Source organism: Roseivirga sp. YIW32 (genome assembly GCF_057219245.1).
The window spans coordinates 440,659-467,205 of sequence record NZ_JBXVVG010000001.1 but is presented as its reverse complement, the minus strand read 5'-3'; the positions used below and the strand labels follow the sequence as shown (position 1 = coordinate 467,205).

General features: G+C 43.3%; 20 protein-coding genes and 1 tRNA gene. 5 read left to right on the top strand and 16 right to left on the bottom strand.

Translation table 11 applies throughout. The annotated features are described in order from the left end of the window. The 16 genes from AC2D6U_RS02365 to tsaD form a co-directional block, all read right to left on the bottom strand. Positions 1-1,050: a COX15/CtaA family protein gene (locus AC2D6U_RS02365; RefSeq protein ID WP_484719333.1), complete on the bottom strand. Its 1,050-nt coding sequence runs from the start codon at positions 1,048-1,050 to the stop codon at positions 1-3. Further along, a complete protein-coding gene (locus AC2D6U_RS02360; protein ID WP_484719332.1) occupies positions 1,031-2,917 on the bottom strand; it encodes a cytochrome c oxidase subunit I in 1,887 nt (628 codons plus the stop codon). The genes AC2D6U_RS02365 and AC2D6U_RS02360 overlap by 20 nt, the downstream gene beginning before the upstream one ends. Positions 2,918-2,934: 17 nt before the next feature. Continuing rightward, complete coding sequence (locus AC2D6U_RS02355) at positions 2,935-3,969, bottom strand: cytochrome c oxidase subunit II (RefSeq protein WP_484719331.1); 1,035 nt, start codon at positions 3,967-3,969, stop codon at positions 2,935-2,937. Positions 3,970-3,992: 23 nt separating this feature from the next. After that, entirely contained in the window at positions 3,993-5,375 is a 1,383-nt protein-coding gene (locus AC2D6U_RS02350) for a quinol:cytochrome C oxidoreductase (protein WP_484719330.1), read from the bottom strand. Between the two features lie 19 nt (positions 5,376-5,394). Then, positions 5,395-6,006, bottom strand: coding sequence for a c-type cytochrome (locus AC2D6U_RS02345; RefSeq protein WP_484719329.1), 612 nt, complete (start codon positions 6,004-6,006; stop codon positions 5,395-5,397). A 24-nt stretch (positions 6,007-6,030) separates the two neighbouring features. Further along, entirely contained in the window at positions 6,031-6,564 is a 534-nt protein-coding gene (locus AC2D6U_RS02340) for a DUF3341 domain-containing protein (RefSeq protein ID WP_484719328.1), read from the bottom strand. Next, positions 6,564-7,928 carry an NrfD/PsrC family molybdoenzyme membrane anchor subunit gene (nrfD, locus tag AC2D6U_RS02335; RefSeq protein WP_484719327.1) on the bottom strand — a complete coding sequence of 455 codons (1,365 nt, stop codon included), beginning with the start codon at positions 7,926-7,928 and terminating at the stop codon, positions 6,564-6,566. The genes AC2D6U_RS02340 and nrfD overlap by 1 nt, the downstream gene beginning before the upstream one ends. A 19-nt stretch (positions 7,929-7,947) precedes the next feature. Next, a complete protein-coding gene (locus AC2D6U_RS02330; RefSeq protein ID WP_484719326.1) occupies positions 7,948-11,043 on the bottom strand; it encodes a TAT-variant-translocated molybdopterin oxidoreductase in 3,096 nt (1,031 codons plus the stop codon). A 37-nt stretch (positions 11,044-11,080) separates the two neighbouring features. Beyond that, positions 11,081-12,328 (bottom strand): c-type cytochrome, encoded by a 1,248-nt coding sequence (locus AC2D6U_RS02325; protein ID WP_484719325.1) that lies wholly within the window; start codon positions 12,326-12,328, stop codon positions 11,081-11,083. 802 nt (positions 12,329-13,130) lie between these two features. After that, positions 13,131-13,201 (bottom strand) — tRNA-Cys (locus AC2D6U_RS02320). A gap of 165 nt (positions 13,202-13,366) precedes the next feature. Next, positions 13,367-15,424, bottom strand: coding sequence for a 30S ribosomal protein S1 (gene rpsA, locus AC2D6U_RS02315; protein WP_484719324.1), 2,058 nt, complete (start codon positions 15,422-15,424; stop codon positions 13,367-13,369). Positions 15,425-15,620: 196 nt separating this feature from the next. Continuing rightward, positions 15,621-16,118 (bottom strand): HNH endonuclease, encoded by a 498-nt coding sequence (locus AC2D6U_RS02310; protein WP_484719323.1) that lies wholly within the window; start codon positions 16,116-16,118, stop codon positions 15,621-15,623. 3 nt (positions 16,119-16,121) lie between these two features. Beyond that, positions 16,122-16,907: a C40 family peptidase gene (locus tag AC2D6U_RS02305; RefSeq protein WP_484719322.1), complete on the bottom strand. Its 786-nt coding sequence runs from the start codon at positions 16,905-16,907 to the stop codon at positions 16,122-16,124. Beyond that, the gene (gene smpB, locus AC2D6U_RS02300; protein ID WP_484719321.1) at positions 16,904-17,371 is read right to left on the bottom strand and encodes an SsrA-binding protein SmpB; all 468 of its coding nucleotides are present in this window, start codon (positions 17,369-17,371) and stop codon (positions 16,904-16,906) included. The genes AC2D6U_RS02305 and smpB overlap by 4 nt, the downstream gene beginning before the upstream one ends. Positions 17,372-17,378: 7 nt before the next feature. Beyond that, complete coding sequence (locus AC2D6U_RS02295) at positions 17,379-17,768, bottom strand: thioesterase family protein (RefSeq protein WP_484719320.1); 390 nt, start codon at positions 17,766-17,768, stop codon at positions 17,379-17,381. Beyond that, positions 17,765-18,778 carry a tRNA (adenosine(37)-N6)-threonylcarbamoyltransferase complex transferase subunit TsaD gene (gene tsaD / locus AC2D6U_RS02290; RefSeq protein WP_484719319.1) on the bottom strand — a complete coding sequence of 338 codons (1,014 nt, stop codon included), beginning with the start codon at positions 18,776-18,778 and terminating at the stop codon, positions 17,765-17,767. Before tsaD ends, AC2D6U_RS02295 begins: the two co-directional genes overlap by 4 nt. 95 nt (positions 18,779-18,873) lie before the next feature. Here tsaD and AC2D6U_RS02285 point away from each other — a divergent pair, with 95 nt between their 5' ends. From AC2D6U_RS02285 to AC2D6U_RS02265, 5 genes are all read left to right on the top strand, one after another. Beyond that, complete coding sequence (locus AC2D6U_RS02285; RefSeq protein WP_484719318.1) at positions 18,874-23,322, top strand: translocation/assembly module TamB domain-containing protein; 4,449 nt, start codon at positions 18,874-18,876, stop codon at positions 23,320-23,322. A 25-nt stretch (positions 23,323-23,347) separates the two neighbouring features. Continuing rightward, positions 23,348-24,649 (top strand): cryptochrome/photolyase family protein, encoded by a 1,302-nt coding sequence (locus AC2D6U_RS02280; protein WP_484719317.1) that lies wholly within the window; start codon positions 23,348-23,350, stop codon positions 24,647-24,649. A 16-nt stretch (positions 24,650-24,665) separates the two neighbouring features. After that, positions 24,666-25,538, top strand: coding sequence for a DUF2279 domain-containing protein (locus AC2D6U_RS02275; RefSeq protein ID WP_484719316.1), 873 nt, complete (start codon positions 24,666-24,668; stop codon positions 25,536-25,538). Between the two features lie 73 nt (positions 25,539-25,611). Next, positions 25,612-25,857: a hypothetical protein gene (locus AC2D6U_RS02270; RefSeq protein WP_484719315.1), complete on the top strand. Its 246-nt coding sequence runs from the start codon at positions 25,612-25,614 to the stop codon at positions 25,855-25,857. A 39-nt stretch (positions 25,858-25,896) separates the two neighbouring features. Beyond that, positions 25,897-26,469, top strand: a complete 573-nt coding sequence (locus tag AC2D6U_RS02265) for a hypothetical protein (protein WP_484719314.1) — start codon at positions 25,897-25,899, stop codon at positions 26,467-26,469. Positions 26,470-26,547: the final 78 nt, after the last annotated feature.

Sequence of the window (26,547 nt, the reverse complement as noted above, 5' to 3'; positions counted from 1 at the left end):
CTATATAGTCACTTCATCTCTTTTGCTGTTGATCAATAAAACGAGATAATATTGAATCCCAATGATCAACGATCCGAACAGCAAGTGTATTGGTTGAATAAATGCCGGTATCGCAAAATACGCCATCAACGCTCCTGTAGCGATTTCAAAAATTACCACGCCCAAAAGTAGGTATATCCATGTCTTGAACGCTTGAAAAGCTACCGACTTCATGAGCACATAAAATAAATAGACGTGCAAAGCCAACAAGAGTAAGGAATAGGATCTGTGTATAAGAAATGTCGCACCGAGCTCCTCGATCCATTGCGCTCTTGCAATGGCTGAGTCAGCTACAACATCAATGGCTTCTCTCACTTGAGTACCAAGTACTACCTGTATCGTGGTTAACACTAAACAAGCAATTCCTAACCACAAAGCTTTTTTGGGTAACGCAACTTTTGCTTCGATTTGCTTTCTCGATCTGTAATAAACGTAGATCAACAAGCAAACGATGGCCAAAGCCAGTAACATGTGAACGGTGATCATCCATTGTAACAAGTTTGTACTTACCACAATTGAACCAATCCAGCCCTGAACGCCTACCAATACAAATGCAAGAAATGAAAGAACGGTTACTGTTTTGTCGGACCTCCAATAAGACAAGGAAGTCACAAACGTTGCAAATATTAGTAAGCCAATTAATGCTCCAATCAACCTGTTGACATATTCTGTCCAGGTCTTTGCCGCATTGAAATCTTCCTCTACCAAAATAGAAGGATCATTCTCTATTTGTAAGGCCAAGTCATCAAATCCTAGGCCTTTCAAGTAGTTGACAAACTTTATATTCTTCTCAGCCCTCTGCTGAGCATAAATTGCTTTATAGTTTGACGGAAGTTGAGCGACCTCCGTAGGGGGCACCCAACTTCCGAAACATTTAGGCCAATCAGGACATCCCATCCCTGAACCTGTGCTTCTTACGATACCGCCAATGGCGATGAGCAAGAAGACTGCTATGATCGTGACGGCTGAAAACCGTCTAAATAATCTTCCTTTAGTGTTCGCCTTTTGCATCCACCACTACTTCCTCCGCTGCTTCTTCTTTCTCCAAGGCAATCATATCATTTTCATGAGGTAGATTGGATTCCATCGTCTGAGAATATGGCACCGTCTGCGGGATGAAGTCATCCTCTGCACCTGGTTTCGAGTAGTCATAAGGCCATCTGTACACCTGTGGAATTTCACCTTCCCAGTTACCATGACCAGGATTGATTGGTGTTGTCCACTCCAAGGTATTCGACTTCCATGGGTTAGCTGGAGCTTTTCTTCCTCTGTACATGCTGTAGAAGAAGTTAAATAAGAAGATCAACTGACCCACGAAAGTGAAGATCGCCGCTGCAGAAATGAACATGTTCAGATCTGTAAAGCCACTGAATGCATCAAAGTTCGTGAATGAATAATATCTTCTTGGGAAGCCAGCAATACCGATGTAGTGCATTGGGAAGAACACTGAATAGATACCCACAAATGTCAACCAGAAGTGAACATAGCCTAAACGGCTGTCCATCATACGACCGAACATTTTTGGGAACCAGTGATAAACACCCGCCAATAAACCAAAGGCTGACGCCGCACCCATTACCAAGTGGAAGTGGGCAACAACGAAATACGTATCGTGCAACTGAATATCAATGGCGGAATTTCCTAAGAAAATACCAGTAATACCACCAGATATAAATACTGAGACCAAGCCTATTGAGAACATCATGGCTGGGGTAAAGATGATATTACCCTTCCATAAGGTGGTCAAGTAGTTAAACACTTTAACCGCCGAAGGTATCGCAATGATCAATGTCAAGAACATGAAGATCGATCCTAAGAAAGGATTCAAACCAGACACGAACATATGGTGAGCCCATACAATGAATGAAAGGAAAGTAATTCCCATCATTGAAATGATCATGGCTTTATAACCGAAGATCGGCTTACGCGAATTTGTAGCAATGATCTCGGATGTAATACCTAATGCAGGTAACAATACGATGTATACTTCAGGGTGACCCAAGAACCAGAACAAATGCTGATACAAAATTGGGCTACCACCTACGTTCGATAATGCCTCACCACCAATGTAGATTTCAGACAAATAGAAAGAAGTACCAAAACTTCTATCGAACACCAATAACAAGGCTGCAGCAAATAGCACAGGGAATGACAAAAGACCGATAACCGCTGTCAAGAAGAATGCCCAAATGGTCAATGGCAGTCTTGAGAAGGTCATTCCTTTTGTTCTTAGGTTGATCACAGTGGTGATGTAGTTAATACCGCCTAACAAAGAAGATGCGATAAAGAACACCATTGCCACTAACCAAAGAGTCATACCCAAACCGGAGCCTGGCATTGCTTGCGGCAAGGCCGATAAAGGTGGATAAACAACCCAACCCCCTGAGGCTGGCCCTGTTTCAATGAACAAGGAAATGAACATGATCACTCCTGAGACAAAGAAGAACCAGTAAGACAACATGTTCATGAAACCTGATGCCATATCTCTGGCACCAATCTGTAATGGGATCAAGAAATTCGAGAATGTACCCGAAAGACCTGCTGTCAATACAAAGAATACCATGATGGTTCCGTGCATCGTTACCAAAGCCAAATAGAAGTTTGGATCTAAACTTCCATCTACTTGAATCCATTTGCCCAAGATGGGTCTTAACCATCCTAGATCAGCATCCGGGAAACCGAGCTGTAATCGGAAGATCACAGACATGGCTGCACCAATAAATGCCCAAAAGATCCCTGTGATCAGGAATTGTTTGGCGATCGTTTTATGGTCTGTTGAGAAAATATATTTCGTAATAAATGACTGCTCGTGATGCTCGTCATGATGCTCTTCGTGCACGTGTGCGTCAATTACTGCTGCTTCTGTTGCTGTAGACATAGCTTAATTAAATCTTTTTATTCGTTGATTCCTGCAGTGACAACTGCCAACTCCTTCAAATTATCAGGTACCTGACTCATATATTCAGGATTCTTAGAAAGCCATGATTTTTGTTCTGCTTTCCACTCTTCGTACTCTTCCGGCTCTAGAACGATCACATTCTTCTTCATAGAGAAGTGACCTCTACCACAAACCTCAGTACACGCCAACTCATAATTGAAATCAGGATTTCCCTCTTCAATTCGCATCTCTTCTGTTGTTTTGTTCGCAATGAACCAAAACTGCGTTGGCATACCTGGCATCGCATCCATCTTCACTCGCATATGAGGAATGAATACAGAGTGCAATACATCTCTTGCTCTGATCTTTAACAAGACCGGCTTCCCTTTAGGAATCACTAGGTCTCTGTATTGAAAATCATCAAATCCTGCACGATCAGAAAAATCCTGACCATGCGAATTGACCGCGTCGATCAAGCGATAATCATAGTCACCCACTTGGTTGTCCATTCCGCCATAGCGCAATGACCAAGCGAACTGGTATCCCATGATCTCAATTTGTTCTGAATCTTCTGGCGCTTCACTCATGATGCCATCCCATGCCATCCAACCAGAGATCACTAACCAAGTCAACACAATCGCCGGAACACCTGTCCAGATGTACTCCAACTGATTGTTGTGAGGATAGAATAATGCTTTTCTGTTTTTGTTGTAACGATACTTCCAAGAGAAATAAAACAACAACACATTGGTCACAAAGAACGTAATGAATGTGATCCACATGGTTCTCCAGAACAATTTATCAGTCAATTGACCATGTTCTGAAGCCACAGGCGGCTCATACGCGTCAAAGTTGGCCCATGAGTACCAACCCATAAGACCGAAGAATAGCACCATGAAAAGCATCATCAATGCACCATTGATGTTATTGCTTGTCTGGGTAGTCTCCTCTCCAGTTCCCTTTACTACATTAACTAGTCTCGTAATCCTGAAGATTAACAACAAGATCGCGACTACTAAGAATACTGCTAGTGCTATATAAAAACCGAACATATTTGTTAGTTATTCTACTTTAATTAAATGTGATGATGCTCTGCTTCTGCCAACATTGGGTGGTTTTTCGGTACTAAGTTAAACTTAGCTAAAGCTGAAAGAACCACGAACAAGAATGCCGAACCAAACATCAAATACATACCGATTTCCGTCAATCCGAAGGCACCTTCAGCGCCCAACGTACCTGGTGTGATCATTAGATAGAAATCTAACCAGTGTCCTAGCAGAACAATCACACAAACGATCTTCAAGAAGACATTTAGTCTCTTTGCATCTCTCGTCATCAATACTAAGAATGGAAGGAAAAAGTTAACAACAATGTTTGCGAAAAAGAACGGAGAATAATGATCTGATAAGAATCTTTCTACGAAATAGACAGATTCCTCAGGAATATTCGCATAATAGATCAATAAGAACTGGCTAAACCAGATGTAAGTCCAGAAAATACTGAAAGCGAAAATAAATTTACCAAGGTCATGCAAGTGGTTAGAAGTAACCTGCTGCATGTACCCAGCTTCTTTCAATAACACGATGATCAAGGTGATCAACGCCAAGCCAGAAACCCACCAGCTTGCAAATACATACCAGCCAAACATGGTAGAGAACCAGTGTGTGTCGATCGACATGATCCAGTCCCAGGCTGCAACGGAAGATGAAACCGCAAAGATCACTAGGAACACGGCTGAAATTCTTCTCATTTTAAACCAGTAGCTGTCTCCACCAAGCTCATCCTCTGCAAGAGAAAGACCCTTCAATTTTTTGAATAACAAGTACCAAACCCCAAAGAAGATCACCATTCTCAAAATAAAGAAGATCGGGAATGTCCCGCCTTCAAGAGGCCAAAAGAAGAAGGCCTGCTTACCCGCGATAATGGAATCATAGTGCGCACCGCCTACCTCGTATAGATCACTGTGCGTCCAGTGGAATATGTCATGTCCGAACAAGAAATAAGCCGCCAACATCAAGATACCCGCTGGGGCGATCCAATGCGCCATTGCTAAAGGAACTCGTATGATATATGCAGACCAACCAGCTTGCGCTGCATACTGGATGGCAAAGAAGAACAATCCGATAATGGCCAATCCTGTGAAGTACACATTATTGATCCAAAAATCGATCTTGAAGCGTTTGAACCATCCACCACCGTGGCTAGCTTCACCTTCACCGTCTCCGGCCTCTTCTAAGGCACCACCGTGCCCCTCGTCGTGACTTTCTTCTGCATGACTTGCGTCATCATGGTCACCTTCATGAGTTGCCTCTACATGATCTCCTTCTGCGTGTTCTCCTTCTGCGTGTTCACCACCAGGCAACATTGCACCAACTAATAACAGTACCAAGCCGACAACAAATGCTATCGATAGCTTTTTCTTTAGGCCTGCATTAAAATCAAAAACTTCTTTTGCCATCCTTAAAAATGTTTACCTGTTATTTCTGTTGTAACTCTTGAACATATCGTGCGATCTTCCATCTTTTGTCCTCAGAGATCTGAGAACCATGGGCTCCCATTCTTCTGATGCCATGAGTGATCACATGAAAAACATGTCCCTGTGATAGATCCCTTTTTGCCGGAGATGAGTACGAGGGCACCCCTGCATACACGACTCCAACTTTGCCTTGGCCTTTTCCATCTGCGCCATGACAATGCTGACAGAATTGCTCATAAAGTCTTTTTCCTTCAGCTTTGATCTCTGGTGTAGCCTCGAATGGATTTTCAATGGCAGCCGCAGCTTCAATGTCATCGTAACCTAGTCTGTAAGGTAGGTAATCGAGTCCATTGCCATTTCTTCTCACTGTTCCTTCAACTGGCTGACGTACGTTTTGCGCGTAAGGGTTGTTTTCGTTTGAGTTATAGAACTCTCCCAAACCATCTTCCCTGTTCGACAACCAAGTACCTTGTGATTTGTCCTTGATCTGCGTCAGTGGCTCGTAAGGTACAGAGTGATACATTTGAGGTGCATACTCTCTGCCCGGATTATCTCCGCTCGCACCACAAGCTCCTAACAGCACGATGCTGAAAAGGGGGACTATTTGTTTCAATCGATAGATCATAAATCAGTCAGCTTATTCTTCTCTTGATTTTTCATTTACCTCGACAGCACCTGATTCTTTCAGTGCTTTTTGAATGGCCGCAGCTTCCATTGTCTTGTTGCTGGCAATGTCAATGGCCATTACATGTTTGTCGTCTGTAATTCTAATGTCCAGCAAATTCGGATCCTTCCAAGGCTTCAAGTCGCTTGACACTAAAAACGTACCCACCATACCAAAGGCAGCGAGTAATACGGTCAATTCAAAAGTAACCGGCACAAAGTCTGGTAGAGCGATGTAATTCTTACCACCAATGATCATAGGCCAGTCAACTCCTAACATCCACACCTGCATCACAAGGGCCAAAGTTGTCCCTAATACACCGAACATGAATGCTGCAATTGGCAATCTCGAACGTTTATATCCTAATTCTTCATCCAATCCGTGTACAGGAAAAGGACTATAAACTTCTTGAATTTTAATTCCTGTGGCACGTAGCTTGCCTACGGCTTTTAGCAATACGTCTTCGTCATCGTATACACCCAGGACATAGTTCTTTACATCACTCATTATTCAGCAGTTTTTTCAGATGAAGATTTGATAATACTCTTTACCTCGGCCATGTTGATCACTGGGAAGAACTTCGCAAAGAGGAAGAACGCAGTAAAGAACAATCCGAAAGTGAATAAATAAACGCCCATATCGTAAATGGTCGGATAGAACATCGCCCAAGATGAAGGCAAGTAATCTCTATGCAGTGAGGTCACGATGATCACGAAACGCTCGAACCACATCCCAATGTTAACGATGATGGAAATGATAAATGTTGCTGCGATGGATGTTCTGATCTTTTTGAACCAGAACAGCTGAGGTGAGATCACGTTACAGGTCATCATCGACCAGTAAGCCCACCAATAAGGTCCTTGCATTCTATTATAGAATGCATACTGCTCAGCAGGAACACCTGAATACCAGGCCACAAAGAATTCTGTGATGTAAGCAATACCTACTATTGATCCTGTGACAATGATGACAATGTTCATCAGCTCAATGTGCTCGATGGTGATGTAATCATGCAGTTTAAATGTTTCTCTTGTCACGATCATCAAGGTCAATACCATGGCAAAACCAGAGAAGATCGCTCCCGCCACAAAGTAAGGAGGGAAAATTGTCGTGTGCCAACCCGGAATAACCGAGGTAGCAAAGTCAAAGGATACGATCGTGTGCACTGAAAGCACAAGCGGCGTAGCCAATCCTGCCAAGATCAATGATACTGATTCATACCGTGACCAAGTTCTAGCAGCGCCATCCCATCCAAGAGACAAACCGCCGTAAATCACTCGTCTGATACCTTTTGCTCTGTCTCTGATGGTTGCAAAGTCTGGAACTAAACCGAGATACCAGAACACCAATGAAACCGAGAAATAAGTTGAGATCGCAAATACGTCCCAAAGAAGAGGTGAATTAAAGTTTACCCAAAGAGAACCAAAGGTATTGGGTAATGGTAAAGCCCAATAGGCTCCTAACCATGGTCTACCCATGTGTAGAATTGGAAACTGAGCAGCACAGATCACTGCAAAGATGGTCATCGCTTCCGATGCTCTGTTAATTGCCATTCTCCATTTCTGACGGAACAATAACAATACGGCAGAGATTAAAGTACCTGCGTGACCGATACCTACCCACCATACGAAGTTTGTGATATCCCAGGCCCAACCTACTGTTTTGTTGAGACCCCACATTCCGATACCTTCCCAAAGTGTAGTAACCACGGCTACTAGACCGATCAATAAGGTGATCGCGGAGATACCGAAGGCTGCAGTCCACAGTTTTGTTGGCTTACCTTCAACATGGCGACAAATATCGTTGGTCACGTCGTGAACCGTCTTGCCACCCGTTACTAAAGGTTTTCTTACTGTTGCTTCAACTTGCATTTTTATCTCGGTTTAAAAATTAAGCTTCTTGTTTGTCCTTATTTCTAATCTTCGTCATGTACCAAACGTTTGGATTGACGTTAAGCTCCTCCAACACGTGGTATGCACGATCCTCATTGACTACTCTTTCGGTCACTTTATCTCCTTCTTTTCTTTCAGAGATCTGAAGTGATTGTGAAATTCTAGAAGTTGGATCGTTCAAATCTCCAAAAATGATGGCATCTGACGGACATGCACTTGCACAAGCCGTATTGATTTCTCCATCCTCAGGTCTTCTGCCTTCGCGCTTAGCCGAAAGCTTACCGGCTTGAATTCTCTGCACACACATGGTACATTTCTCCATAACCCCTCTTGCACGAACAGTAACATCTGGGTTCAATACCATTTTACCCAAATCATTATTCATTGAAGAGTTCTTGTCGAACTGCGTATTGTCGTGGTACTTGAACCAGTTGAATCGTCTTACTTTATAAGGACAGTTATTCGCACAATATCTTGTACCAATACACCTGTTGTATGTCATTTGATTCAATCCTTCCGTACTGTGCGTTGTTGCCGCAACAGGACATACCGTCTCACATGGTGCATTGTTACAATGCTGACACATCATCGGTTGGAAGGTGACCTCAGGATTCGCTGAAGCTTCTTCCAGCTCCTTTTTGTTTCCTGCAGGATTAGCAGCAGAATAATATCTGTCGATACGAATCCATGCCATCTCTCTTCTGTTGAGTACCTCTTCTTTACCGACTACAGGAATATTGTTCTCGGCCTGACACGCAACCGTACAAGCTGAACAGCCCGTACATGAATTCATGTCAATCGATAGACCCCAATGGTGGTTATTGTACTCGTGTCCTTTCCAAAGGGTAATTTTTGAAGGCTTCACGTACTCACCTTCTTTATAGATCTTAGGCGACCATCTACCCGCAGAAGTATCTTGTTGATAATCTGCAAGCACAGCCTCTTGAATCACATTTTCTCTGCCCATGTAGGTTTGGTGTGTCTGCGTTTGAGCAATTCGATATGATTCCCCAGTGGCAGCCACTGATACACCGGCTAGAACATCCATCACGTTGGCGCCATTCAATTTGGTCACCATAGGATAAGCATTCACGCCCACTTCATTGCCTACACGGCCTGCTTTCGTTCTTCCGTATCCAACAGCTAAACCGACAGTTCCCTCTGCTTGACCCGGTTGCACCAATGCTGGTACTTTAATGGTTTGTCCACCAGCAGTTAATTCCACCAGCTGCGTCGCTCCCTCGTCCAATTCGATGCCCCATTCGTTGGCTTCCTTCATGGAAATGGTCAAGTAGTTATCCCAAGTGGCTTTCGTAATTGGATCAGACATTTCTTGCAACCATGGGTTGTTTGCCAGCGATCCATTACCTAAACCTACTTTTTCGTAAAGAGCAAGTTCTAGTCCTCCCTCAGACTTGTAATTCTGAGCGATACTGGTTGCAGCAGCTGAAGCCGCCGACTCGTCCAATTCATATGTTTTTGTATTTCCTTCTGTCTCAAAGACTCCATCAAACAAGGACTTGTCCCAGAACATTTGGAAATTTGTCGTGTCATTTTGCTTGTTGAAGAAGTTCGCTCTCCAGTTGTCCTGCAGATACGCATAATATTCAACATCCTGACCTGCCCACTTCAAGAATGATTGTGGCGCCTGTCTGGTACTGAACAAAGGAGAGATCGTTGGCTGAATCAAGGAGAAGTGCCCCGTCTTCAATTCTGCATCGTTCCATTGCTCCAAGTAATGGTGATCTGGTGCTACGTACTCCACTGCAGAAGCCGTTTCATCCATTCGATCAGCAGTAGAAACGGTCAAGCTGGCCTTTGCCAATCCTTTTTGAATAGCAGCCGCCTCCGCAGAATCATAGAGTGGATTACAGTTAAAGAAGATTACAGCTTTAACAGTTCCGGCATTCAATTCCTTCGCAAAATTCGCTAAGTCTTGGTCATTACCTTGTCTGAAATGTACCGGTCTTTCTGTTGAAAGCGTTACACCGTAATTGCCTAACATGGCATTGATACCATTAACAAGCACTTGAACGGCCGGATCATTAGATCCTGCAACAACCAATGACTTGCCTCTATTCGCCCAAAGTTCATTTGCTGCTTTGGCCATGTAGGAAACATCCCCTACTGCCTGCGCATTCACCTTGGCTGCACCCGCTTTGGCTGCAACAGCATTGTACATGGCTACCACCAAAGGCCCCACCTGAGAAGGTTTGATCGGTGTTCTATAGTCAGCGTTTGCTCCCGTCAAAGACAGGTTAGATTCAAATTGATAATGACGAGACATCTCTCTATGCTCGGCATGGATCTTTCTTGTTTGTGCATATTGCTTCGCAAATTCAATAGGAGATATCCATGTACCTAAGAAATCAGCACCAACACTCACAATGGTTTTGGCTTTGCTGAAATCGTAAGAAGGAATCATCGCCTCACCAAAAGAGCGTCGGTTGGCTTCTGAAATACCATATGCTGAAACGGCGTCATACGAGACATGTTTAGCACCAGGGTATTTCGCAATGAATTCACCAACAGCCTTTTTCGTCGTAGGACTCAACACAGAATTGCTTACGATTCTGATTTGACCTGCTTGTGCCAACTTCGCTGTTACTTCTCTATCCAAGGTTTCCCAATCGATCTCGGCACCAGCTTTCAAAGGACCTGTTAATCGTTCTTTGTCATAAAGTGAAAGAACAGAGGCCTCAACCTGGGCATTCGTACCTCCTTTTGTAATAGAAGAATACTTGTTGCCTTCAATTTTAATTGGTCTTCCTTCTCTCGTTTTCACTACAACGCTCACGGCATCTCCGCCGTTTACATAAGTTGACGCGTAGTAGTTCGGTACAGAAGGATCAACATCAACAGGTTTGTTCAAGTAAGGAATGGCTTTTCGCACCGGCGCCTCACAAGCCGCTAAAGAAGCTGCTGCGATACCGAAGCCCATCATCTTCAAGAAATCTCGTCGATTGCTAGCCCCTTCTCCGTTTTCATTGATCGGAAGGTATTCTGGAAATTCTCCTTCATTCTTCTTGATGAATTCAGGATCGTTCTTCAATTGCTCGATCCCTTTCCAGTAGGTCTTTTGATTTTCTTTCATTTTATCTAAATCAGAAATCGTACTTCTCTTCTCTTAATTAATAGTGACATTTTGAGCATTCAAGCCCTCCGATGTCCGTCACTTTCATCGGTGTTTTCGTATTTGAGTTGTGCAACTCAACGAGCTTATCATAGTACCCATTACCCTCGGTATTCAGGCTTGTGTTTCTATGACAATCGATACACCAACCCATGGTTAGTGGCGCGTGCTGTTGTACCACTTCCATTTCTTGGATCTCTCCGTGACACGTTTGGCATTCAATTCCTCCCACTTTCACGTGCTGAGAGTGATTGAAATAAGCCAGATCCGGCAGGTTGTGTATTCTCACCCACTCGATCGGCTCGCCGCTATCTTGTGCAGCATAAAGTTTTTGAATCTCAGGAGAATCCGTTTTGATCGCACTGTGGCAATTCATACAGATGTTTACTGATGGGATATTAGCCGACTTGCCAATTTCTACTCCTGTATGGCAATATTGACAAGCAATTTCGTATTGACCCGCGTGCAATTGGTGAGAAAAAGCAATGGGCTGCTTCGGCGCATAGCCTTGTTGAACGCCTATTGTGTAAAGGCCATCGATCACGTTTTTCGACGCCAAGGCAATCACCAAGAACGTCACAATACCAATGACGGTAGGACTTTTAAAGAAGGCCATTAGATCGAAGCGCTCATTGATGACTTCGGCATCGGCCTCTGAAATATCATTTTTATCCTGCAGGTACTTCTTGATCACGCCCATGATCAGAACCAAAACGATTAAGATCAAGACCAAAATAACGATCAACGCACCGATGATGACATTCAGATAGGTAGCAGGAATACCTCCACCAGATGCAGCGGCATCGCCTGTTGCTGAATCGGCAGCAACTACTTCTTCAACCGGAGGATTCTCCTCGTAATCACGCACATAGGCTAGAATTGCCAAAATCTGATCATCTTCCAGATCATGCGCTGGCATTTGTAGCTGATTGTATTCGTTATACAAGGCCACGGCATAGGCATCCCCAGAAGCAATGACTTTCTGAGAGTTTTTGATGAAGGCGTATAACCATTCAACATCTCTTCTGTCGTAAACCCCTTGAAGAGCTGGTCCAACTAGTTTTTGGTCAACTCTGTGACAGGTATTACATGCCCACTCACTGAATAATTGCTCTCCTCTCGCGATGGTCTCTGCATCGGTCGGCACTGCGTCTCGCTGAGCAGTTAATGAATGACCGAATACCACAAAACAGCAAACAAAGAATAAGGCTGTCGCGAAGCGCGTAATGATATTTTTTTCTAACATGAAATGTTCCTTTTTATCAAAGACGGACTTTTCCTACTAAATCTTGGTGGCAAAGGTAGCATCGAGGGGTCTTTTTTCAAACAAATTATTCGGGGGCAAGTGGGGTTAAAAGGAAGGATAGGAATATATTCAATTCATTGCTTATCAATACTTTAATTCATTAATATGCTACTTGTTCTTATTTAGAATTATTATAAATAATAGGAATGAGTGCTCAGAAACGCACACTTGTCATTTCTCCAAGTAAAACTTGATAAAAGTCACAAAATAATTGGAGAATTTTACTCATACTCCTCAGTGTCATTTTGGTAATCGCGTTGGATTGCCTCCTCTCTTCATCCGCGCACTTCTCACAATTACCTCACAAAGCGCTATTTGAACTGTATCTAAAAGGCACTTACATTTCCAAAAACAGCACACTATTTTCTGTAGAAATGATCGAAGTAGACTTCATAGTGGATTGCTTTATCATGTCCTGCGGTCATTCTTCGCAATGACGTGCTTAATAGGTTTTCGAAGTCCTAAGCTTATCCTTTAACTGATCAACCAAAAACCAAAAAAGCAGCCCTTAAGCTGCTTTTTTTCAGAGGCGTTGAGCGCCTGTCTGCCGATAGGCAGGGATTGCTCGCGCAACCTTTATTTGATGCAATTGAGCTCGCGAATGTCGTGCCTACGGTCCTCCATTTCGAACCGAGCGATTCTCATCCGCAGAACTTTTACTCCTCAAATCTTAAACTCCAATAACCAATAACTGAATTCATATTAACCAAAAAAGCAGCCCTAAAGCTGCTTTTTTTTTCAGAGGCGTTGAGCGGATTCGAACCGCTGTACAAGCTTTTGCAGAGCTCTGCCTAGCCACTCGGCCACAACGCCATTAAGAATATCAGTTTCCTGATTGTGTAAAAACAATAAGTCACCCTATCAGAGCCCTCATGCATTCTACGTGGGCAAAAGTAGGCATATTCCCGTTTTGCACCAATGATTAAAAGGAAAAAGGCACTCGAAATCGAGTGCCTTTTTCATATCTAATTCAAATAATTATTCTTCCTCAGCAGAAGCATCTTCTTTAGGTTCCTCTACCTGAGGCTCTTCCTTTTTAGCTTTTGCTTTTGGTGCTTCTTTCTTTGCCTCATCGGCTTTTTTAGAAGCTGCTGCTTTTTTCTCATTCGCCTTCTTGGTGTTATCTTCCATTTCAGCTTTCAATGAGGCCAAAGCACCCAAATCACCTAAGGTAGCATCACTCTCTTGAGGCGCAGATTTTCTCTTCGCTTTTGGAGCTGCTTTCTTCGGTGCTGCTGGTCTTTCAGACGGTGCTGCATACGTGTAAATATGTGAAAGAACGATGCGTTTGTCTTCTTTAGAGAATTCAAGCACCACAAAGTCGATCGTTTCACCAACTTCCACAGAAGAACCATCTTCCTTCGTCAGGTTTTTGTTCGTTGCTACACCTTCGATTCCGTAAGGAAGTTCTAGGGTAGCACCTTTGTCATTCTTCGCCAATACCGTACACTTGTGCGTACTACCTAGTGTGAAGACAGACTCGAAGGTATCCCAAGGATTCTCCTCTAGCTGCTTATGACCAAGGGCCAATCTTCTGTTATCGATATCAAGCTCAAGAACTTGTACTTCAAGCTCATCACCAACTTTCACAAACTCGGAAGGGTGCTTGATCTTCTTAGTCCAAGAAAGATCAGAAACGTGTACAAGACCGTCGATACCTTCTTCCAACTCAATGAATAGGCCGAAATTGGTAAGGTTTCTTACGATTCCTTTATGATTTGTGCCAACACCATACTTGGTCAACACATCTTGTTTCGTCCAAGGATCTTCAGTCAATTGCTTGATACCCAATGACATCTTACGCTCTTCTCTGTCGATCGTAAGAACCACTGCTTCTAACTCATCTCCTACACTGATGAAATCCTGAGGATTTCTCAAGTGCTGAGACCAAGACATTTCTGAAACGTGGATCAATCCTTCTACTCCAGGGAAAAGTTCTAAGAATGCACCATAATCGGCCACATTCACAATTGAACCTTTCACTTTTGAACCCACTTCAATTCCTTTATCCAATTGATCCCATGGGTGCTCAGTCAATTGCTTCATACCCAATGAAATTCTCTTCTTATCGTCGTCGAAGTCAAGAACAACCACGTTCACTTTTTCGTCCAAGTTCAACACCTCAGCCGGGTCATTGATTCTACCCCATGAAATGTCCGTGATGTGCAATAGACCATCTACACCACCTAAGTCGATGAATACACCGAAGTTGGTCATGTTCTTGATCACACCTTCGAGTACTTGTCCTTTTTCAAGGTTTTCAAGGATCTCAGCTTTTTGTGCTTCAAGATCTTTCTCGATCAGTACTTTATGCGATACTACTACGTTATCGTTGGCGGTATTGATCTTGACGACCTTTACTTCCATTTTCTTTCCAACGAATACGTCGAAGTCTCTGATTGGCTTTACATCGATCTGAGAACCTGGCAAGAATGACTCAACGCCGTAGATATCGACGATCAAACCACCTTTCGTTCTTCTCTTCACAAAACCTTCGATCACTTTGTCGTTGTCTAATGCATCGTGGATCAATTCCCATGCTCTAACGATCTTGGCTTTTCTTCTCGAAAGCACCAACTGACCTTGAGCATTTTCTTGTTCTTCGATGTAGACTTCAACTTGGTCACCTACTTTAAGAGCAGGTGTGTCTCTGAATTCAGAGGCACTCACCAATCCATCAGATTTGAAACCGATGTTCAAGACAATGTCTCTGCTATTGGCAGAAACCACTGTTCCCTGAACAACACGCTTCTCTTCAACAGTAGTTAGCGTGTCTTCGTAAACTTTTGCTAGCTCTTCTTTTTCTTTTCTAGAATAGCCTTCTCCAAAACCTTTTGTTTCAAAAGCTTCCCAGTCAAATTCTTCTGCTGGTGCTTCAGCTTTTTTCGCTGCTACTTTTTTGGTTTCTTTTTTTGGAGCTTCTTCGGCCACTGGTTCAGTCGCCTCTTCTTTTGCCGCTACAGGAGTTGTAGCTTCAGTAGCTTCTGCTGTTGGTTGTTCTTCAACAGTTTCTGCTGCTTTTTTTTCTTCTGACATGTTTTACGTCCCTTTCTTACTGCTAGTCAACTGGGACAATTTGGCTAGCAATTGATTTTACATTTCCGATACGTCGGAACCGCCTCGTTTGAAACGGAGTGCAAAGGTATGGAATAAGTTTGATTTTTAAAATAATAGCCCACCCTTAGAAGAGCCATTTATTATTCCTTACATAAAGACCAAAAATGATTCTGTATCAATTGACGCTCAAGTACTTCAACCACTCTTTGGAAGTAAATCCACTGAAATTCCTGACAAACATGATATAGGAAGGCTTAAATGGTGCTTTGGTCAAGGGCATATTGGCTTCTTCCGGTGTTTTGTCTCCTTTGATCGAATTGCACTTTTGACAAGCCGTTGTCAAATTAGTCCAGGTACTTTGACCACCACGTGATTTGGGGAGGACATGATCTAAGGTCAAATCCTGTTGACTGCCACAGTATTGACAGGTATTGCCATCTCGTTTGAACAGGTTTTGTCGCGTGAGCATGACGCGCTTGAATGGAATAACAATGTAACGGTTTAAGCGAATCACTGAAGGCATGGGATAGCTCTTGTTGACCGATCTCATTTCTATATCCTCGGCTTGATGAATGAGCTCCGCTTTTTCTAAATACAACAGCAAAAATGCGCGTTCCGCAGAACAAAGGGAAATGGGATGGTAATCTTGATTTAAGACAAGAACTCTTCTCATGCGCTAAGGAAGGTACGTTTTGACCATGAACAAATGATGTGTGTAAACATTTTGTTCGAGGTTAAAAATACCATTCGTGTCAATCTTATCCACACGAACTCTACCCGAAGCATGCATGATCTGCTCGGCAGAACAGATTAGGCCTACATGGCTCATCTTCCCTTCACTATTGCAGAAAAAAGCCAAATCTCCTGGCTTCGCCTCCTCCAACTCGATTCGTTCTCCTTTTAAGATCTGCTGTGAGGAATCTCTTGGGAGTCGATAACCCGCCAAACGATACAATAACTGCGTAAATCCTGAACAGTCGATCCCAAAACTAGAACGGCCTCCCCAAAGGTAAGGCGTGTTCAACATGGACTTTCCCAGTTGAATGAGCTTTGCTCGACTTAATTTCTGGTAAATGGGCTTAGCCTCTCCACGAAAGGAAACCTCCTCTTCTTCGTGAAACAGCGGATTACTCAACAGCGGCAAAACTGAACCCATACTTATCCGGTGCTTGGTTTCCTTAAAGGTTAGATCTGAGATGACATCTGTGCTGATCTGATAATCTGAATTATTGATTTGTTCAAAAAACTCTCTTGAAATGGACTCATGTTGTTTATGGTCTATCCAACCCGTGTAGCTGTCGTACTCATTTTGAATGCGGAGCCACTGTTCATTACCACTCTTATCCAACACGCGGTAATGCTCACCAAAAAGCAGTTGTGAAATCATTTCAGCCGCATCACTTGGGTTTTTTCTGATGGGCACAGTTGACAAACGACAAATACCAAAAGCGAGATCCATCATAGCTTCATCCGTTGCAGATCCCTTTTGATGTCTTTCTCCTTAATGCTGTCGCGCTTGTCATGGAGCTTTTTACCTCTACCCAGTACAATAGCCAGTTTAGCAAAGCCCCTGGCATTGATGAATAATATGGTTGGAATAATCGAAAGCCCCTTTTCTTTTGACTTTGCGTTTAGCTTTTCGAGTTCTCTTTTATTCAGCAGCAATTTGCGTTCGCGGTCTTCGATGTGATTGTAGTGCGTTCCCTGTGCATACGGAGCAATATGCATTTGCTTAACAAACAATTCATCCCCCTTAAAGTAACAATAGGCTTCTTGTAAGCTGGCTTTCCCTTCTCTCAAAGATTTGATCTCAGTGCCCTGTAGCTGAATTCCTGCGACATATTCGTCAATGAATTCAAATTCATAGCGTGCCTTTCGGTTCTGAATGCTGATGTTTTTTGAAAATCGTTCAGTTGTTTTTGCCATACGTTGTCTACTGCTTCATGAGCGCTTTTAGCCGTTCCTTTGAGAGCAGTTTCTGCCCCGTGGCGCCTCTGGCCACCATCCGATCGCCCACGCTCACTTCAATATCACATAATAATACCTTTTGTTCAAATGACTTCCATATCGCACAAATATCTACGCGCTCTCCCACAAATGCGGGCGACAAGTGTTCGATGTGCAACATGGTACCAACCCCTTCCTCATGATCGTCAATTATGTCTAGCATGAACAACCTACTCGACCATTCCATTTCCTGTCCTAGCTTGTAAGTACTGCACACCGGGTGGAGTTCCTTACCTTGAAATTGGGCAGTATCCTTCTCGTCAACAACAAAGGAATGTTCTTTTATATCGCCTATGGTAAAAACGCCCTCTTTCATAAGCTCATTCTCGGCAAGGCACTGACCTCTTGACCCACAAATTCCTTTGCCAAGTATTTGTGATGTGCAGCCATGGCGATCATCCCTGCATTATCTGTACAATACTCAAAAGCGGGCACATAGACCTCCCATTGTTCCTTTTGTCCCATTTGATCCAAGGCAGCCCTTAATCCCGAATTCGCAGACACACCTCCTGCAATGGCGATCTCTCTGATTTGCAGGTCTCTTGCTGCTTTTCTCAATTTCTGAAGCAACATGTTGATCAAGGTCTTTTGGATGCTAGCAGCAATATCCGGAAGGTTTTCTTCAATGAAGTGCTCATTTTCTTTTAACTGCTCTCTGAGGAAATAGAGAATGGCCGTTTTTATCCCGCTGAAGCTGTATTGATAACCCGGCATTTCGGTCTCAGGAAATGAAAAACGTTCAGCATTTCCCTTTTGCGCCAACTGATCGATCTTTGGCCCTCCCGGATACCCTAACCCCAGCAATTTCGCAGATTTATCAAAGGCCTCACCCACGGCATCATCTTGTGTTTCACCGATCACTTCCATGTCTAAGAAGCTCGAAACTTTCACTATTTGGGTATGCCCTCCACTTACGGTCAAACATAAAAAAGGAAATTTCGGAGAAGGTTCTTCAATAAAATGAGCCAAAATATGGGCCTGCATGTGGTTGACCTCAATCAAAGGAATACCTAAGGCCAGAGCCATTGATTTTGCAAAGGACGTACCGACCAGCAAAGCACCCATGAGTCCTGGCCCTCTGGTAAACGCAATGGCACTTAACTCTTCCGGTTTGACGCCTGCATCAGTCAAGGCCTGGTCGACAACCGGCACAATATTTTGCTGGTGTGCCCTACTCGCCAACTCAGGCACGACACCCCCATATTTTTCGTGCACGGATTGTGTGGCTATATAATTATTAAGTACTTTACCGTTATCTATAACAGCAGCGGACGTCTCGTCACAAGAGGATTCTATGGCTAATATTTTGATATCGGAGGTGGACATAAACAGTGAAGTCTAGGAGGTCGCAAGTTATACAAAAACGAATAGTCAAATCAATACTTTGGCTCATCATTACTCCTTTTCTCCTTTTGGGCCTGGTGATCCTTTTGATCCATATCCCGCCCATTCAAAACGCCATCACTTCAAAACTCACTACTTACCTTACTGAGGGCACAGGCTACCGAACAGAAATAGATTACGTGAATATCCGATGGTTCAATTCCATCACCATGGATGGCACAAGGATCTACGATGGAAATGATGAGCTCATGATCGGAGTTGATGAATTGGCCTTGAGTTTTAGCTTGGCCGACCTTTTAGGAAAAAAGGATTTTAAAGCGCAAGAAGCTTGGATCTACCAAGCCGATGTGAACCTGAGGTTTCTCTCCGATAACTCAGGATTGAATATTGAGGAGTGGGTAAGAAAACTGTCCGGGTTATCTGCCTCTGCTGATAGCTCTTCAGGGGCTGGTGCTTTCCTGCTGAATGAAATCCAGTTGATCAACTCCAAATTCAGTATTGCTGACCCTAGGAAAGACTCGATCGAGCAGGGCTTCAATTACAATCATTTTCAGTTGACCAACATCGATGCTGACCTACTGAATTTGAAAGCAACATCCGATTCGTTCAACCTAGACGTTAAGTACCTTAGGGTAGAAGATCTGGAGTCTGGGATGAAGATCGATGAAATGAGTACCTACTTCAGGTATTCAACTAAGGGCATGCATTTTCTTGATTTGCGATTGAAAACAGGCAAAAGTCGCATTAGTCATCGCATTTCGTTTCTACACGATAGCCCCAGCCAGATGAGCTATTTTATCGATAGCGTTGATGTTGTCGCCAACTTGGACGACACCTATATTCACACGGACGATCTGGCCTTTTTCGCTCCTGAAGTTGCCCAATATGCTATGGGAATTGGTATTTCAGGGAAATACACTGGCAAGGTCAATAATTTTGTTGGTGAACAAAGTGTGCTCAGCATTGGTGATCGAACAAAAGTCAGAGGTGAATTGGATATTGAAGGCTTGCCTGACATACAGAATACTTTCCTCGACCTATCATTCAACCAATCCACGTTCGATCCGCAGGATATTCAGCATTTGGTAAGCAGAGCGAATTACGCCATCATCGAAAATTTTGGACGTATTCAGTTTTCAGGCCAGTTTGATGGTTTCGTAAACGATTTTGTAGCAGATGGCAGTTTTGAAACCCAAATCGGTCAGGTTCAATCAAATGTTCAGATCAACTTAACGGGTGACATCCCCACATACGACGGTTATTTAGCGCTTGATGATTTCGACCTTGGCAGATTTACAGAAGACCCGCTCTATCAAAAGATCGACATGGCTGGTACCATCAACGGGTCAGGTTTCCGTTTAGAAGATGCCCAATTCAACTTAGTGGCTGAAATTCCGAGGTTCGGAATTAATGACTATGAGATCAGGGGCATTGAAACGGATGGCGCGATAGCGCAGTCATTCTTTTCAGGCCAATTAAGTATTGCTGATCCCAACCTGAGCTTGTTTGCCAACGGCTTTGTAGACCTGAGAAACAATGCACGTGTGTTCAATATCATCGGCAATATTGGAAATGCCGCATTAGATAGTCTCAATATCCTTCCCGAACCGATCAGCATTTCAACAGACTTTAATATTGATGCAGAAGGTATCAAGCTTGACAGCCTGGTTGGTAACATTAAACTGTTGAACACACAGATCGCGTACGCTGAACGCGAATTGACATTCGATTCTCTTTCGCTAAACTCAACAAAAACACAAAACAGCCGAACCATTAACTTCGCTTCAGAGCATATAGATTTGAACATGACGGGAAATTTCTTGTTCTCGACCATGCTTGAAGAGTTTAATGATTATCGTTACCAGTACGAAGAATTTTTCTCGGGTAATTTAAAAGAGTCCGTTCGATTTGCTGCCAATGAAGGCAATAGCCAAAACTCGTTTAACCTCTCCTATGACATTCAGCTCAAAGACATCACCCCTATCATCCACTTGGTCGACACTAGCATCTTTATCGCAAAAGATAGCTGGATAAAAGGGTCCTTTAACAGCAACAACAAAGAAGAATTTAGCATTTCAGGCTATTTGCCTGAATTCAATTATTGGAATACCCGGTTTAAAGAAAATGAGTTTTCTATAGAGGGAAGGCAGATCAGCTCGCCTACAGAGCTAGACGTCATTGGCTACATCTACAGTAGCGAACAACTTTATAAAAGCCAGAACACCACCCAATCGTTGACCTTAGAAGCGGTTTGGGATGGGGATCATATGGATTTACGCAATAGCCTACAAGACACGTCTTCAGGCAACTATGCGGAGCTTGGAGCAGACATCCGTTTTCTAGAGCAACGAGTAGAACTCGCATTCGAAGATTCAAATATCATCGCTTATGGTGAGAAATGGCGGATTGCTAACAACAACCAAGTAGTATTTACAAATGAACGGATCAGTGTCGATAGTTTAAGAGTATTCAACAATGAGCAATCCTTAAGCCTCAATGGGGCAATCGCAATCCAGAAGGATAGTTTGGAAACCCTTCAGATCAATTTTGAGGAGCTTCAAGTCAAAAACATCAACGCGCTTGCCAAACAAGACTACGAGGGTCTTCTCAACGGAGAGCTTGTTGCTCAAAATTTACTCTTTGACCCCTTGTTTTTTGGCAACCTGAACTTAATGGATCTGCACATCAACGATTTTTTAGTTGGTGACATCATCGGTGACCTGAACTGGAATGACCCTGAAAACAAATTAGAGGTCAATTTTGGTGTCAAAAGAAATCAAAAAGACATCATCAAACTAAATGGAGGTATTTTTCCAAGAAGCGAAGAACAACTTGCACTCGCACTTCAGTTAAATGATGCCAACCTGACCATAGCTGAACCCTACATCGCTGACTACTTTACCAATATTGACGGATTCATCAGTGGAGATTTCAACATCAGTGGCAGTTTGAATAGCCCCTTGCTTTTAGGGGATGGCCTTATCGACCAAGGACAAATGAAGATCAATTACCTCAATACCTTGTACAGCTTTGATGGACAAGTAGGGGTACAAAAAGACCTCATCACCTTAGAAAACTTCAACTTCTTAGATGCTAACCAAAACCAAGCAGACTTTCAGGGAACCATCGAACATGAGAATTACAGCAATTTCAAACTAAACCTGGGGGGTAATTTGAGGGCTTTTCAAGTCATGAATTTACCGACTGACCTATCGAGTGATTTTTACGGCGAGGCGTATGCTACCGGAACCATTGCCATTCAAGGTGCCGCCTCTAACCTGAATATATCCGCTGATGCACGATCAGAAGCAGGTTCAAGGATCTTCATTCCTATCACCAAGCCGAATGAAGACAACTTCGAGGCTGACTACATTCAGTTTATCGACCGTACCGACACCACAGAGAATTCAAAAGCGACCAATTTGAAGCAGTCAGATGTCGAACAATTGAAGATCGAAGGCTTAAGCCTGGATTTGAACATTGAAGTCACACCGGATGCCTATGCTGAGATCATTATCGACCCAAGAACAGGCGATATCATTAGAGGAAGGGGCAATGGCCAACTTCGATTGAATATTGATTCGGATGGTGATTTCCAAATGACCGGAGGTCTCGATATTGAAGAAGGTGCCTATAATTTTTCTCTCTACTCGATCATCAACAAGGAGTTTCAAATTGAACAACCTTCTAGCATAACTTGGTACGGAGATCCTTACACCGGGGTACTTTCGATCAATGCGGCCTATAATGAAAACACGCCGATAACACCAATTCTCGAGCAAGCAGGCTTTGGCAATCTAGAGGAAGGAAATAACAACTTCGGACGAAGAGTTCCGGTCAAGGTATTACTCGACCTTCAAGGGCCTTTGCTTTCTCCAGAAATCAGTTTCGACATTGATTTTGGAGATGTTCAAGCACAGGACTACGAAACAGTCACCTCTATCAACGCATTCAAAAACCGAATTCAATCCGACGAGCAAGAACTCAACCGACAGGTATTGAGCTTGATCCTACTCGGCAAATTTTCAGATCAAGGCAACGTAAATATTGTAGGCGGTGCAGCCAGCCAGAGCGTATCACAGCTTCTTTCCAACCAATTGAGCCAATTGGTAGCCCAGCTAGATGAAAACCTCGAGATTGATTTTGACTTGAGAGACCTGAGTGAGGAAGCCTTTAATACCATGCGCTTGAGGTTATCTTATACATTTCTTGACGGGCGATTGCGTGTGACTCGAGAAGGCAGCTTGGCCAATGTTCAGGACGTGAGTTCAGCAGTGGGCGATTGGACCGCCGAATACTTATTAACCCCTGACGGTCGTTATCGGGTAAAGATCTATTACCGCAGCAATTACGACTACACGGCTGGCGCCATTTCACAAAGTGGTACGTTTACTACCCAAGGAGCAAGCATTACTCAAACGTCCAGTTTCAACTCCTTTAAAGAACTCTTTCAGCGCGTTGAAAAAAGCAGAAAAGAATCCAAGAGTCGTAGAGAAGAAGAAAAATCGAAAGACACTTCGAACTAAGCTAGCCTCCCTTTGTTCTATTCCCATGCAAGAAGTAAACATCTTTTGGTTCAGAAGAGACCTAAGGCTACATGACAATAATGGCCTGCACCATGCATTGCAGAGTCAAACTCCTCTACTCCCTATCTTTATTTTTGATCGACACATTTTAGACAAATTAGAAGATAAAGACGATGCCCGTGTCAGCTTTATTCATGATAGAATAAGTGCGTTGAAGGAAACTTTAGAGGCATCTGGTGGCAGTTTACAGGTTTTCTACGGCCACCCAGAAGAAGTCTTTGAGCTCCTTTGCCAAAACTACAGTGTTAAAGAGGTGTACTGCAACAGAGATTATGAACCATATGCCATCAAACGAGATTCAAAAATTGAACAGCTCCTCAAAGCAAACGAAGCTCATTTCTACAGCTTCAAAGATCATGTGATTTTCGAAAAAGAAGAAATCAAGACCGATACCGGTAATTGCTACAAGGTTTACACCCCGTACAGCAAAAAATGGAAATCGAAATACGAGGAGTCCAAAATCGCTCCTTTACCGGACCATTCTCAGCATAAGAATTGGTTCAAAACAAATCCCTTCGAGATGATCTCTTTGAAAGAAATGGGTTTTCAAACAAGTGATATCCCAATTCCTAGCCGCTCCGTGGATAGAAACATTGTCAAGCAATATGCTGAACAGCGTAATTTTCCCGCCAAAGAAGGAACCACACGCATAGGCATTCATCTCCGATTTGGCACGGTAGGCATTCGGGAAATGGTCGAGCTCGCACACAAAACCAGCGAGACTTGGCTAAACGAACTGATCTGGAGAGACTTTTACGCACAAGTATTGGCTAATTTTCCTCATGTAGTGGACCAAGCCTTTAAAAAAGAATATGATGCCATTCCATGGAGAAACAATGAAGAAGAATTTGAAAAGTGGTGTCAAGGCAAAACGGGTTACCCCATTGTTGATGCAGGCATGCGAGAACTGAATACCACTGGATTTATGCATAATAGATCGCGTATGATCACCGCCAGTTTTCTCACCAAGCATTTGCTCATTGATTGGCGTTGGGGTGAGGCCTATTTTGCCAGAAAACTGCTTGACTTTGATTTAGCTTCTAATAATGGGGGGTGGCAATGGGCTGCTGGAACAGGAACCGACGCTCAACCTTATTTCAGGGTATTCAATCCTAGCTCTCAGGTTGAAAAATTCGACAAAGACTTATCCTATATCAAGAAATGGGTGAGAGAGTATGGAACATCAGCCTATCCAGAACCAATAGTAGAACATAAATTTGCAAGGCAACGGGCAATTGACACGTACAAGTCCGCATTAGGCAAGTAATTCCATATCTTGCAACATGCGTCTTTTTGTTAGCTTTCTGCTCATCGCTGCGTCATGCTTCACTCCGTTGACCCTCAATGCACAAAGCGACAGCATTCCGCTAAAGAAGGTAGCTCTTTATGGAGGCATAGGTTATACCGCTAGTTTGACTGCATTAAGTGTTGGCTGGTACGGAGAAAATGGCTTTGACCGATTCAAGTTTTTTAATGACAATGCGGAATGGAATCAAGTCGATAAGCTTGGTCATGCCTTTGGCACCTATCAGCTGACAAGAATTAGCTACGATGTCCTTCGAAAGACCGAATTAACGGATAGCCAAGCCCTTCTTTGGTCTGCCGGGTTAAGTTTTGCCCTTTTTCTTCCGATTGAGATCCTCGATGGATTTTCTCCAGATTATGGGTTTTCCTATGGCGATCTGATCGCCAATGCAGCAGGTTCCGGGCTATTCCTTGGCCAGGAATTGCTTTGGCAAGAACAACGGATCAAGATGAAATTTAGCTTTCATCAAACAAGCTATGCCAACATCCGGCCCGAACTCCTCGGGGAAAACTTTTTGCAACAGGTGCTCAAAGATTATAACGGACAGACTTATTGGTTGTCCTTCGATATTTACTCTTTTATGAAGAAATCCTCTTTTCCAAAGTGGCTGAATTTAGCCGCTGGTTATGGTGCCAATGAAATGGTGTATGCCAGAGAAAATGAGAACAATGCCAACGGATACAGCAGTTATCGGCAATATTATTTAGGGCTTGACTTTGACTTCAGTTACATCCAAACCGACAAAAGATGGCTTAAAACCATATTATACATAGCCGATATGATCAAATGGCCTGCCCCTGCTTTAGAAATCAGCAAAAACGGGGTAAAAGGCCATTTATTGTACCACTAACACTTTAATTGCTTAGGTTAAACCTTCTTATATGGCTGGAATCTAAGTAGCGAAATCAAGAAAAATGAATGGTATGAAAAAGAATCTCTATCAACTGATTGCACTTGGGTTCCTGATACTCTTCACCTCCTGTGAAGAGACTAGCATCGCACCCGAAGAAAATGTAACCACTATGGATGACGTAACAGCAGAAGCATTTATTGACTATGCTGAAGAAGACATCAATGAATTGGTGATTGACCTAATGGATGACAAAAGAACAGGGGCCATCACCGGGCAAGCAGCAAATGATCGTAAACGATTTAGACCATTCGCGTGAAAGTACTCTTGCGCAGAGATCACAAAGACCGATCGACTTGTGACCATTGACTTTGGCGAAGACTGCGAAAATGCCGACGGCGTGGTTAGAAGCGGTATGATCTTGGTCCGTTATACTGATGCCCGGCATGTGTCTGGCGCGCAGATTACCACCACATTTGATAATTTTACTGTCAACGGAATTGTGGTTGAAGGCATCCGAACACTAACCAACACTAGCAACGGCACCGAGAGACAACGCGCCTTTGAGGTCAGCATTGAAGATGGTAAGATCACCTTCCCAGATGAAACTTATCGAACGTTCTCAGGAAGTAAAACAAGAACATGGTCTTTTGATGAAAGTAGCGAAGAGGTCGTCTTATCGGTGAGCGGTGGAATGAACGGCATCAACCGATCTGGTGAGAGTTTTTACAATGAGATCACCGAAGAATTGATCTATAAAAAATCTTGTCGACAGGTTGGCACAAAAATCCCGGTTTCAGGAATTCGAATGCTAACGAAAAACGATGCTGTCTTCGTCCTTGATTACGGAGACGGTTCTTGCGATAACGTAGCACTTCTTACCCTGCCCAATGGCGAAGTGAAAGAAGTGTCTCCTAAAAGAAGAGGCTAATGCTATCATAATGGGGCTTCCTAGCCTCATTATCTCCCCAAGAACTCTCCACAAAATACCCCATCGATAATCCAACGG